We start from the raw sequence: 10,763 nt of genomic DNA, 5'->3' as shown, positions 1-10,763 counted from the left end.
CGTCAGGCTCATAACCTGAAGGTCACAGGTTCAAATCCTGTCCCCGCAACCAACACCAAACATGCCAGACCGTCTCAGGGAAACCCGAGGCGGTTTTTTTTGTGCCTTTTTCCCGTGGCTTACGCCTGTTTCGCGGCGTCCCGGCGCGTCGCTCCGGACCCCACCAAACCCCATGACGTCGATTTGACGGCGGGGGTATTTTCGGCGGTACCTCTCCTCGACCGGCAGGAGATACCCCCATGGCCCTCAAGGAACTGGAAGCCCGCTACGCCACGAAGCGCTCCAAGGACTACAAGCTCGCCGATGGCGGCGGGCTGTACCTGCTCGTCCGGCCGACGGGCTCCAAGCTGTGGCGGATGAAGTATCGCTTCGCCGACAGGGAGAAGCTCCTGTCGTTCGGGCGCTATCCGGATCTGAGCCTTGCTGAGGCGCGTCTCAAGCGCGCCGAGGCCAAGCTCGCTTTGGCGGCTGGGCGTGATCCTGGCGCCAGGGAAGCGGCTCTTGCAGGGAAGACCTTCGAGCAGGCGGCACGGGCGTGGCACCAGAACCGGCTCGAGGCCCTCGACGAGGCCCACGCCGCCCGGATCCTCGCCCGCCTTGAACGCGACGCGTTTCCGGAGCTGGGCGCGATGGTGCTGCGGGAGATCAAGCCGGCGGACGTGCTCGCGATGATCCGGAAGGTGGAGGCGAGGAGCGCGCTCGACGTCAGCCGGCGCCTCAAGCAGCATGTCAGCCAGATCTATCGGTTTGCCATTCCGCAGGGATGGGCCGACACGGATCCAGCGGCCTATCTCGCGGATCTGCTCAAGCCCAAGCCCCGCGTGCGCCACATGCCGCGTGTGTCGACCGACGAATTGCCGAAACTGGTCCGGGCTATCGATGCCTATGACGGCGAGGAGAATCCGAAGCGGCGTGCGATAACCCGGGCAGCGCTGATGTTCACGCTGCTGACGTGGGCGCGCACCAATGAAACCCGGCTCGCCACCTGGGCCGAGATAGAGCGGCTCGACGGTGACGAGCCGGTCTGGCGGGTGCCGGCCGAGCGGATGAAGATGGGGCGTGAGCATATCGTGCCGCTCCCAACGCAGGCCGTCGACCTGTTGAAGGCGCTGCGCGAGCACAGCCGGGGCGCCCACCTCTTTCCCGGCGAGAAACCCGGGCAGCCGCTCTCCCAGAACACGATGATCTATGGCTGCTACCGGATGGGATATCGCGGGCGGCAGACCGTCCACGGGTTTAGAGGGCTTGCCTCCACCTGGGCGAACGAGGCCGAATGCTACCGGCCGGACTGGATCGAGATGGCGCTCGCCCATGCCGATGAGGACGAGGTCCGCAGCGCCTATAACTCCGCCCTCTATCTCTCGCCCCGCAGGCGAATGCTGCAGGCCTGGGCCGACTACGTCCAGCGCATCATTGAAGGCGGGGAGGCGAAGGGGGACCGGGTGCCGCCGAGCGAAAAGGTAAGAGGGGAGGCGACCGAGGTTGTGTGAGCGGCAGTTCAACGGCCCACTGAAGACCTAATCCCTGCCGTTGAAGTAGCCGCTCTCGCTTCCCGAAACCGGCCGTTCATTCATGTGGACGGACCGACTGCATTGGCGAGCCCGCCTCCCGCTCGTAATAGCTTGGTTTGGGACAAAGTTGTCTGACGGCTTTTGTCGGTTCAAACAAAAAACCGGCCGTTCCGAAGTATGGCCTTGGTGTAAAATTGGCGGCCGTCGCTACGATTAGTCAGTATCACTCGCGAGTTGAAAGAGATGAAGCAGTCGAAAATGATAGAAACTGTGCCATAGCCGATTTTGTAATTAACGGGCATCGCGACGTAGCAGTGATGCTTGGTCATGATTTATTGAAAGATGCGGCTCAGCCACGCATCGAGGATCGCAGTTGCGGGATAGTCCGGATCACCGAGCGACCTGTTGATTTCCATATGACCGCGAAGGCCCGTGCCGTCGAATTGATTGCGTTCTACCTGTGTGCCTGCTCGCTGGAGCGCCTCGGCCAGTTCCTTTGCCTGCGCGATGCCATCTGGCCGCGAGACGTGGAGCAGCAGGAATGCAGGCGCATTCGGCGCCGCCGCCTGCAGCGTCGGCGATAGCGCCTTCTGGCGTACAGGATCGGTGCCGAACGCCTGTGCGTAGGTGTCTCGCATGAAGCTGCCGGCATCGGCGATCTGCTTCGGCACATCATAGGCCGCACCGTCGATCGGCACGACGCCGCGGACCGCATGATAGTCGAGGCCGACCGCGCGCAGGTAGGATGGATCGGTGCCGACCAGCGCAACCAGATGGGCTCCAGCACTATGGCCCATCAGGATGATGCGGCCCGCATCGATGCCATTCTCGGCCGCGTGGCTCCGGACCCAGGCGAGCGCCAGCGCGACGTCGGCGGTCTGCTGCTCGACCGTGGCCTCCGGCACGAGCCGGTAATCGATCGACGCAACGGCATAGCCGCGCTCGACGAGATGGCGGATTTTCGTGGCGCCGGTCGCATTGTCCTTGTCGCCGCGCTGCCAGCCGCCACCATGCACGAACAGGATCAGCGGAGCCGGTGTGGGACTGGTGGGCTGCCAGAGATCGAGCTTCTCCAGCGGATTCGGGCCATAGGAGAAGGATTTCGCGCCCGAATAGGGCGGCTCGGCCAGCCTGGCGGACATCCGCTCGCGCATCATCCGACGGAGCGGCCCCTCCTGCGCGATCGCCGGGGCGGCAACCGCCAGCAGAGCGGCAAGCCCGATCCGCGTCCTCATCCGTCCATCTCCCATATCCCTGCCGACCTTCGCGACACGGAGACGCTGGTCGCCTTATTGCTGTCGGGTCCAGCTCTTCGACTGGCCGTTGTTCCCGGTGACCGTAGCCGCGCCGTTGCCCGCGGTCACGGTGCCGCCATGCGTGCCGCCGGCCGGACCCGTCATATTGCCGGCACCCGTCATTGTCCCGGTGGAGGGGTGATAGGTGGCGCTGGCCGATCCGCTTGCGGTACGGCCGTTGGCGGTCGTGCCGGAGAAGCTGGCGGTGCCGGTCATGCCCTGGCGGCCGACCGTGGCGGATCCGGTGCCACCGCGCGGCCCGGCGACGGTGCGCGCCTGACCAATGGTAGCCGAGACGGCGGCGAGCAGGACGGCGGCGATCAGGATCCTGGTCTTCATGGGGCAACTCCTTGGGCGTGAGGGGTCAGAGCTTCACCAGTTCGACGCGGCGGTTCTGCGCCTTGCCGTCTTCGGTGTCGTTGGCGGCGACGGGCTGGCTATCCCCGAAGCCGTGTGGGTCAAGGCGCGTCGTCAGGATCCCGGCGGCCTCGATCGCGGCGGCGACCGCCTTGGCGCGGGCCTGCGAGAGGGCGACATTGTGATCGGCCGCGCCGGTCGCGTCAGTATAGCCGTTGATCGCGAGACGCAGCGCCGGTTCGGATTTCAGCAGGGCGACTATCTCGGCGATCTGCGGCTGCGAGGCCGGCAGGATCACGGCCTTGTCCGTATCGAAATTGACGTGGAGGATCGCCTTGCCCTTGCCGTCGATATCCGCCTTGAGTTCGGCGGCCGGCAGCAGGCGCGCGGTGGCGACGAAGGGCTTGGTCTCGACGACGGTGAGCGTGCCCATCGCGCTGGTGGCGGTGAAATGGAGCCAGATCTCGCGATCGGCCCGGCGGATCGCCCACGTCTTGACGGGATCATTGTAAATGTCGCCGAGCGCCCCGTTCATGTCGATCGTCACGTCGCGGCCGATCGTCTTGGCGACGTCGGGTGGGATCTTGCCCTCCGCGACCGGCGCACCGCCGGCCTGCGCGATCTCCGCCTCCAGATTGCGCTGCAGCTCGAACGGGCTGAACGGTTTGCCTTTCGCCGTGTCGATCGACTCATAGAAGACGCGGCCTTCGACCCAATGCAGCGCCGTCCCGTCCCAGAAGGGGAAGTGGCCGTAATCGATCGTCGTCGGCTTGTTCATCGCCTTGTAGCCGTTCGGCAGGCCGAGATAGGGGAAGGCGCCGAGTGGGGCCGACGAGACCACGATCTTCGCGATGTCGAAGGATGGGGCGGGTGCGCCTTGTGGCGGCAGCGCGACGGGGGCGGTCGCCGGAGCCGGGAGCATCGCAGTATCGGCCTGCGCGGCTGCAAATGGTTGCGCCGCGTCCTTCCTGTGGCAGCCCGCCAGCAGCAGCGCGCCCGAAATCAGCAGAAAAGCGGGAAAAGCCTTCGACACCTACGCCTCCGTATCGTCGGCCTGAACTGCCGTCGCGAAGGGCTTGCGGGCAAGTAATGTAGTGTAATCGCCCGATTCAGGCGGCGGGCAGGCGCAGCGTCACTTCGAGGCCGCCCGCTGCGCCATTGCGGAATGATACGCTGCCGCCCTGACGGTCCATCAGGGCACGCACGATCGCAAGGCCGAGGCCCGCGCCGCCGGTGGTGCGATCGCGGGACGGATCGAGCCGGTCGAACGCCCGTCCCAGGCGGGCCAGCAAGTCCGGCGGGACGCCAGGGCCGTCGTCCGTCACCACGATCAGGACGTCATCGCCGTCGTGGTGGCCGCTGAGGAGGACGGAGGAGCCGTGCCGCAAACCATTGTCGATCAGGTTGGCGATCGCGCGGCGTAGCGCCAGGCGTTCGCTGCGGACGAACAGGTCGAGCTGGATCGGGGCGAGCGTGACGGCCTCGCCCATTTCACGACGGGTCTCGGCGATCGTCTCAAGCTCGGCTCCGATCGCGATGCGTTCGGCCGCCATGGGTCGCGAAGCCGGCTGGGCGAACAGCAAGGTATCGTCGAGCAGCAGGCTCATCTCGGAGAGGTCGCGCGCGGCACGCTCGCGCTGGTCGGGATCGTCGATGAACTCGGCGCGCAGCCGCAGGCGGGTGAGATAGGTGCGCAGATCGTGCGCGATGCCGGCCAGGATACGCGTGCGCTCGGAGACGAGGCCCGCGATCCGGCCCTTCATATCGTTATAGGCCGCCGCGAGATCGCGCAGTTCCGGCCCCCCTTCGATCGGCAGATCGGGCGCGTCGAGCGTGTTCGAGAAGGCGCGGATGCTGCCAGCAAGCCGCGTGACGGGGCGGGTGGATTGCCGCACCGCCAGGGCGAGCGCCCCCAGCAAGATCAGGCCGGCAACGGCGCCGATCGCCGCCCGCTCGCCGAGGAAATCGCGCACCAATGTCGATGGCCGGCTGACCAGCACCAGAACGCCACCGCTGCGCAGCGATACGGCCAGCGTTGCCGGTGCCAGCAGCCGGCCGGGCCATGCCATGTCGCGCATCAGCTTGGGGAACATCGCGCGGCGAGCCGACAGGCGGACGAGGTGGCCGGGTAGTACTGCCTGATAGGTCCGCTCGACATCTCGCGCCGTAAGGTCATTGATTGCGCGCCGGTCTGGCAGGGCAGGCTCGATCGAGAGCGTGTAGAGCGAGCCGTCCAGCGCCGCGACCAGTAGCCGGCGCTTCTCAGGCGGGGCCTGTTCCAGCGTATCGACGATCGCCGCCAGCTCACGGGGCGGCGGGAAGCTGTAGGGGTGATCCAGCACCTGCCGCCCCGGCACGATCATCGCGCCGAAGACGAGGAACTGGATGATGACGAAGCCCGCCACGAGGATCGCCGCGATCCGCAGCGACAGATGCGTGCCGAGCGTCATGTCCGATCGACCGGAACTGTGAACAGATAGCCGCCACCGCGCACCGTCTTGATGAGGTCGCCGCCATTCGGATCGAGGCTGAGCTGGCGGCGGACCTTGCCGACCATCACGTCGACGCTGCGATCGAACGGATTGGCGTCGCGTCCCCGCGTCCAGTCGAGCAACTGATCGCGCGACAGCACGCGCTGCGGATGCGTGACGAAGGCCGCCAGCATGTCGAACTCGGCACCAGTGAGCGGGATGTCCTTCCCGTCCGATCCGGTGAGTGTCCGCGCGCCGGCATCCAGCGTCATGCCCGCGAAGCTCCAGCGATCGGCCCGGGCGACGATCGTTGCCACGCGGTGCGCGCCGCGCGTGCGGCGCAGGATCGAACGGGCGCGGGCCAGCAGTTCCCGCGGGTTGAACGGCTTGGCGAGATAATCGTCCGCGCCGATCTCCAGCCCGACGATCCGATCGACGTCCTCGGCCTTGGCGGTGACCATGAGGATCGGGATCTCGTCCTCGGCGCGCAGGCGGCGGCAGATGGAGAGGCCGTCCTCGCCCGGCAGCATCAGGTCGAGGATCGCGAGATCGATGCGGCGGCGGTCGCGCAGGCGATCGAACGCTGCGGCGTCGCGACACAGCTCCGCCTCGAAGCCTTCCCGCTTGAGGAGGCCCGTCACCAGCGCGCCGATCTCGGGATCGTCCTCGACCACGGCGATGAAGCTCTTGTCCTCGGACATGACGCTTATCTTCCGCTCGCCCGGTGCGAAGGCAAGTATGCGAGCCGCCGATTACACTTCATTACGCAAGATCGTTCGCGGCTTACACGGCCCCGCCATCTCTCCATCCGTCGGACGCCCCCGATCCGGCGATAATGGAGATGATCCCATGCGTATCATGCGTAACATCGGTATCGGCCTGGTCCTCGCGGCCGCAATTGGTGGAGCGGCGGATGCCCAGCGCTTCCGCGCGAGCAGCCGGAGCGTTCAGGGCGCCTATGGCCGGGGCTATACCGCCAGCCGGACCGCCGAGCGCGGCGGCGGGACGGCGAGCGTCACCAGCGGCGTCCAGACCAACGGCGGCTATGGCGTTGCCAATTCGCGCGGCCACAGCGTCTCGGACGGCACCTATACCGGCGGGGCCACCCACACGACCAACAACGGCACGACCTGGGGCCGCACGACGACCGCGACCGCCAACGGAAATGGCACCGGCAGCTATGCGACGACCTTCACCGGCCCGGCGGGCGGCTCGACCACCGTCTCGGGCAACGTCAGCCACGCACAGCAATGAGATCGTTCATCATGAAGCCCCTGTTCCCGGGCCTGATGCTGTTCCTGCCCGTCGCCTTTCCGGCGGCGGCGCAGGGGCTGCGCGATCCTGCCGCGCTCCTCGCGAGCGCCGATGCCGATCATGATGGCCGCATCAGCCGATCCGAGTTCCAGGCCGCGCGCCTCGCCCAGTTCGACCGGTTCGACCGCAATGGCGACGGCGTCATCAGCCGGGCGGATTTCGGCCGGATCGTCTCGATGCGCCCGCAGGCGGGGGCACGGATCGATGCGCTGATCGCCGAGGCCGACCTCGACCATGACAGCAAGGTCACGCGCGACGAGCTGGCGCACGCGCCGGCCCGGATCTTCGACGAGGCCGACATCAACCATGACGGCTTCGTCGACCAGACCGAACTGGAGGCGGCCCGCGCCCGCCTCCGCACGATGCGGGGGCAGTGATGGACCATATGGCGCTTGCCCGTTCGCCGGTGTGGCTGGCGATGATATCTTCGCTCGTGCTGGCGGAAGTGGTCTGGAGGGTCCGATCGGGACGCGGCTATTCGGGGCGCACCGCGCTCGCCACGCTCGGCGTTGCGCTGGGCGGCATTCCGTTCGGAATGCTGGGCGGGCTGGTGATCGCCGGCGCCTATGGCTGGGTCTGGACCCACGCGCTCGTCCACTGGCCGCTGCACGACTGGCGGACCTGGGCGGCCGGCTTCGTCGCCGTCGAGTTCGCTTATTACTGGTTTCACCGCGCCAGCCATCGCATCGCCTGGATGTGGGCCACGCACTCCGTCCATCACAGCCCCGAGCAGATGACCTTGCTGTCGTCGATCCGGCTGGGCTGGACCAACCTCTTCTCGGCCGGCTGGATACTCTATGTGCCGCTGGTCTTCATCGGCTTCGACCCTCGGCTGATCGTGGCGCTGCTGGCCTTCGACCTGCGCTACCAATTCTTCCTGCACACTGAGGCGATCGGGACGCTGGGGCCGCTGGAATGGGTGCTCAATACGCCGTCGCACCACCGCGTCCATCACGGCTCGAACACCGCCTATCTCGATCGCAACTATGGCGGTGTGGTGATCGTGTTCGATCGTCTGTTCGGCACCTTTGCCAAAGAGCAGGCAGACGAGCCGGTGCGCTATGGTCTCGCTGGGGAGCAGCGTGGCGACAATCCGCTACGCATCGCGCTCGGCGGATGGGCGATACTATGGACAAGGACGATCCAATCGAGGCGACCGGTGCACACCCTTCTCGCCGCACCAGAGTGATCGGTCGGCGACCTCGAGATACGATCGCTCTGCCGCTCTGCGCGCGACCAACGGTCGCCACCGTCATCTCGTCATGGGCGGCGGCGAGATCGCCAGGTCGCGGCAGGCTGATTCACAGGGTCTGGAAGCGCATCGCAGACCGAGCGACTTCGGATTATCGCGAGGCTCGGTATCCGGTTCGTCCCGATGCGCAGCGCTGGCGTCACGTTCGCAGACTGACCAGCATCCACAGGTTCGCGCCGGAGACGATCACGAAGATCGTCACGGCCGCGATGATAAGCCCCCGGCCGGGCTGATGCCCATTCATCAGCGTTTCATCCGAGACACTGGCGATCAGCGGCCAGACGGCGAATGGCAATTGCAGGGACAAAACGATCTGGCTGACGATCAGCATCGCGCCTACGCCGCCGTCCCCCAGAAGCATTACCCCTGCGAGCGCCGGTACGACCGCAATCGCCCGGCCGATCAGGCGCCGTTTCCATGGCGATATCTTCAGATCGAGGAAGCCTTCCAGCACGATCTGCCCAGCGATAGTACCCGTGATCGTGCTGCTCTGCCCGGAGGCGAGCAGTGCGATCCCGAACAGGAGGGCAGCGGTTTTCAGGCCGGTAATCGGTTCAAGCAGACGATAGGCATCGTCGATACTGGTGACCTGCGTGTGGCTGGTCGCGTGAAAACTGGTCGCCGCCAGCGCGAGGATGGCGCCGTTGACGAGCATCGCTAATGTCAGGGACAGGGCAGTGCCAATCGTGGCGAGCCGGATGGAGCGCTCGATCCCGGCAGCGTCACGCGCGCCGTCCTGAACCCGCGCCACGCCCGAGTGCAGGTAAAGGTTATGCGGCATCACGGTCGCGCCGACGATTCCCATCGCCAGCGCGAGCGCGCCGGGCCGGGTCAGTCTTGACGGATCGGGGACCATCCCGGCGATCATCGCGCGCGGATCGGGAGGGGAGATCACCAGCTCAGCCAGAAAACACAATGTTATCGTCGCCACGAGTGCACCGACGATCGCCTCGATCCGTCCAGCCCCGCTTCCCATCAGGCCGACCACGCTCAGCGTGGCGGCGGAGGTGAGCAGGACGCCCGTCCACAGCGGCAGGCCCAGCATCAACTTTATCGCCAGCGCGCCCCCCAGCATTTCGGCGACGTCAGTTGCGAGGATCGCGGTTTCGGCGAGCAGCCACAGGGTGAAACTAGTTCGGAGTCCGTAGCGCTGTCGGCACGCGCGGGCCAGATCGAGGCCGGATGCCATGCCGAGCCGCAGTGCCAGCGACTGGAGAAGGATCGCCGCCAGACCGGCAGCGATCACCACGTAGAGCAAGCCGAAGCCGTAGCGGGCGCCTGCGGCGATGTCGGTCGCCCAGTTGCCGGGATCCATGTAGCCGACCGCCACCAGCATTGCCGGCCCGATCAGCGCGGGCATCCGCTGTCCGGTTCGTTTCGTCGACCTCGGATGGAGGGTGGATCGGGGCGGCGGAGTGCGCCCCGTCAGCCCCCGGCACAGGCTCACTCCACGTCGTCCCACGTTCCCGGGTTGGTCTGTCCGCGCCACAGATAGGGGCGATCGAGGCCGAAACCGAACAGCATCGCCATCAGGAATGACCAGTGCACGCCCATATATCCGTAAGTGAGCGCCTCGTTGGTGTCCGCGAACACCGGGCCGACCATCGCCAGCATCGCCACGGTGATCGCCCAGGCCGCGATCACGCAGAACAAGCAGGCCAGGATGCCGCCCCACGGCATCGGAATCCTCGTGAACGGCCAGTTATGCAGCTGGATCAGGAAGCCGTAGGACACCGAGCAGGCGACCATGAACCACAGCAGCCAGGCCGGCCCGGCATAGGTGCCCAGCGTCCAGAAGGCACCGACGCCCGGCAGCCGCGCATCCCACAGGCCCAGCTGCCCGCTCAGCCACAGCGCGCCCATCACCACCACGAACAGGATGCCGATCTGCGCGAAGCTGCGGCCGGGCTGCGTCATGCCGCGCGTCAGATAGGCGAGCAGCGTGGAGGCCGAGCCCATTTCCACGAACGGGAACCACCAGGCTGGAATCCAGCGGATCGCCGAATTCGTGATCGCATAGGTCAGGAAGGCGATCAGCACGAACAGGATGAAGAATTGCCGGGGCGGTGCGAAACCGGCGACGATCCAGTTCTCTCCGGTGAAGGAGAAGAAGGCGAGGAAGAAATAGATGCAGCCGATGATCGGAAACACCCAGTCCGCGCCGAGCCCCGTCCAGTAGATCGCCTTCGCCGAGAGCCAGCCCAGCGCCCAGGCCGCCCCGATCGTGAGGATGCCGCGCAGCCTGGCGTCGGCCATCCGATGAAACGGATAATGGCCGCTCACGATGCTGAGCAGCGCCCACCACAAGGCGAGCAACTGCCACGTCACATTGTCCAGCCAGGACATTTCGGTGAGCTTCGCACCGCTCCATGGGCCGATCGGCGCTGCGTGCACCACGATGTTGAGCAGGAAACATGACAGCGCCGACAGCGCATAGATCACGGCCATGCCCTTGATGGCGGCGGCTGGCCGGGCCGGCGCCACGTCGATGACGGTTGCGTGCATCATCCCCTCCTTTGGCGATCATTCTGATTATCGGGATACCGGGCCGCGCGACGGCGCC

11 protein-coding genes are annotated in these 10,763 nt (G+C 66.3%); 4 read left to right on the top strand and 7 right to left on the bottom strand.

Features of this window, described 5'->3' with window-relative positions; translation table 11 throughout:
* Positions 1–239: 239 nt before the first annotated feature.
* Positions 240–1,490 carry an integrase arm-type DNA-binding domain-containing protein gene (locus DI605_RS09675; protein WP_293972547.1) on the top strand — a complete coding sequence of 417 codons (1,251 nt, stop codon included), beginning with the start codon at positions 240–242 and terminating at the stop codon, positions 1,488–1,490.
* 353 nt (positions 1,491–1,843) lie between these two features.
* Here the strand turns inward: DI605_RS09675 and DI605_RS09670 are convergent, their stop codons facing one another.
* From DI605_RS09670 to DI605_RS09650, 5 genes are all read right to left on the bottom strand, one after another.
* Entirely contained in the window at positions 1,844–2,746 is a 903-nt protein-coding gene (locus DI605_RS09670) for an alpha/beta hydrolase (RefSeq protein WP_293972544.1), read from the bottom strand.
* A gap of 54 nt (positions 2,747–2,800) precedes the next feature.
* Positions 2,801–3,145, bottom strand: coding sequence for a hypothetical protein (locus tag DI605_RS09665; RefSeq protein WP_293972542.1), 345 nt, complete (start codon positions 3,143–3,145; stop codon positions 2,801–2,803).
* Positions 3,146–3,170: 25 nt separating this feature from the next.
* Positions 3,171–4,196 carry an OmpA family protein gene (locus DI605_RS09660; RefSeq protein ID WP_293972539.1) on the bottom strand — a complete coding sequence of 342 codons (1,026 nt, stop codon included), beginning with the start codon at positions 4,194–4,196 and terminating at the stop codon, positions 3,171–3,173.
* A 76-nt stretch (positions 4,197–4,272) separates the two neighbouring features.
* On the bottom strand, positions 4,273–5,613 hold the full coding sequence (locus DI605_RS09655; RefSeq protein ID WP_293972536.1) for an ATP-binding protein: 1,341 nt from the start codon (positions 5,611–5,613) through the stop codon (positions 4,273–4,275).
* The gene (locus tag DI605_RS09650) at positions 5,610–6,335 is read right to left on the bottom strand and encodes a response regulator (RefSeq protein ID WP_293972533.1); all 726 of its coding nucleotides are present in this window, start codon (positions 6,333–6,335) and stop codon (positions 5,610–5,612) included. Before DI605_RS09650 ends, DI605_RS09655 begins: the two co-directional genes overlap by 4 nt.
* 148 nt (positions 6,336–6,483) lie before the next feature.
* Between DI605_RS09650 and DI605_RS09645 the strand changes: the two genes are divergently transcribed.
* The 3 genes from DI605_RS09645 to DI605_RS09635 are packed head-to-tail and all read left to right on the top strand — an operon-like array spanning position 6,484 to position 8,137.
* Positions 6,484–6,888, top strand: a complete 405-nt coding sequence (locus DI605_RS09645; RefSeq protein ID WP_293972530.1) for a hypothetical protein — start codon at positions 6,484–6,486, stop codon at positions 6,886–6,888.
* A gap of 11 nt (positions 6,889–6,899) precedes the next feature.
* Positions 6,900–7,325: an EF-hand domain-containing protein gene (locus DI605_RS09640; RefSeq protein WP_293972527.1), complete on the top strand. Its 426-nt coding sequence runs from the start codon at positions 6,900–6,902 to the stop codon at positions 7,323–7,325.
* Complete coding sequence (locus DI605_RS09635) at positions 7,325–8,137, top strand: sterol desaturase family protein (protein ID WP_293972524.1); 813 nt, start codon at positions 7,325–7,327, stop codon at positions 8,135–8,137. Before DI605_RS09640 ends, DI605_RS09635 begins: the two co-directional genes overlap by 1 nt.
* A 202-nt stretch (positions 8,138–8,339) precedes the next feature.
* Here the strand turns inward: DI605_RS09635 and DI605_RS09630 are convergent, their stop codons facing one another.
* Together DI605_RS09630 and DI605_RS09625 are read right to left on the bottom strand one after the other, a co-directional pair.
* Positions 8,340–9,647: an Nramp family divalent metal transporter gene (locus DI605_RS09630; protein WP_293972521.1), complete on the bottom strand. Its 1,308-nt coding sequence runs from the start codon at positions 9,645–9,647 to the stop codon at positions 8,340–8,342.
* A complete protein-coding gene (locus DI605_RS09625) occupies positions 9,644–10,705 on the bottom strand; it encodes a hypothetical protein (RefSeq protein ID WP_293972518.1) in 1,062 nt (353 codons plus the stop codon). Before DI605_RS09625 ends, DI605_RS09630 begins: the two co-directional genes overlap by 4 nt.
* Between the last annotated feature and the right edge of the window lie 58 nt (positions 10,706–10,763).

The sequence above is a fragment of the Sphingomonas sp. genome (assembly GCF_003248515.1).
Taxonomy (GTDB): domain Bacteria; phylum Pseudomonadota; class Alphaproteobacteria; order Sphingomonadales; family Sphingomonadaceae; genus Sphingomonas_I.
The sequence above is the reverse complement of the archived record's forward strand: the minus strand, read 5'-3'. Positions and strand labels throughout refer to the sequence as shown.

What these genes read in the sequence shown, in the direction of transcription:
- DI605_RS09655 (WP_293972536.1), bottom strand. Translation starts at nt 5,613, where the DNA reads ATGACGCTCGGCACGCATCTGTCGCTGCGGATCGCGGCGATCCTCGTG.
- DI605_RS09650 (WP_293972533.1), bottom strand. Translation starts at nt 6,335, where the DNA reads ATGTCCGAGGACAAGAGCTTCATCGCCGTGGTCGAGGACGATCCCGAG.
- DI605_RS09670 (WP_293972544.1), bottom strand. Translation starts at nt 2,746, where the DNA reads ATGAGGACGCGGATCGGGCTTGCCGCTCTGCTGGCGGTTGCCGCCCCG.
- DI605_RS09675 (WP_293972547.1), top strand. Translation starts at nt 240, where the DNA reads ATGGCCCTCAAGGAACTGGAAGCCCGCTACGCCACGAAGCGCTCCAAG.
- DI605_RS09645 (WP_293972530.1), top strand. Translation starts at nt 6,484, where the DNA reads ATGCGTATCATGCGTAACATCGGTATCGGCCTGGTCCTCGCGGCCGCA.
- DI605_RS09640 (WP_293972527.1), top strand. Translation starts at nt 6,900, where the DNA reads ATGAAGCCCCTGTTCCCGGGCCTGATGCTGTTCCTGCCCGTCGCCTTT.
- DI605_RS09665 (WP_293972542.1), bottom strand. Translation starts at nt 3,145, where the DNA reads ATGAAGACCAGGATCCTGATCGCCGCCGTCCTGCTCGCCGCCGTCTCG.
- DI605_RS09635 (WP_293972524.1), top strand. Translation starts at nt 7,325, where the DNA reads ATGGACCATATGGCGCTTGCCCGTTCGCCGGTGTGGCTGGCGATGATA.
- DI605_RS09625 (WP_293972518.1), bottom strand. Translation starts at nt 10,705, where the DNA reads ATGCACGCAACCGTCATCGACGTGGCGCCGGCCCGGCCAGCCGCCGCC.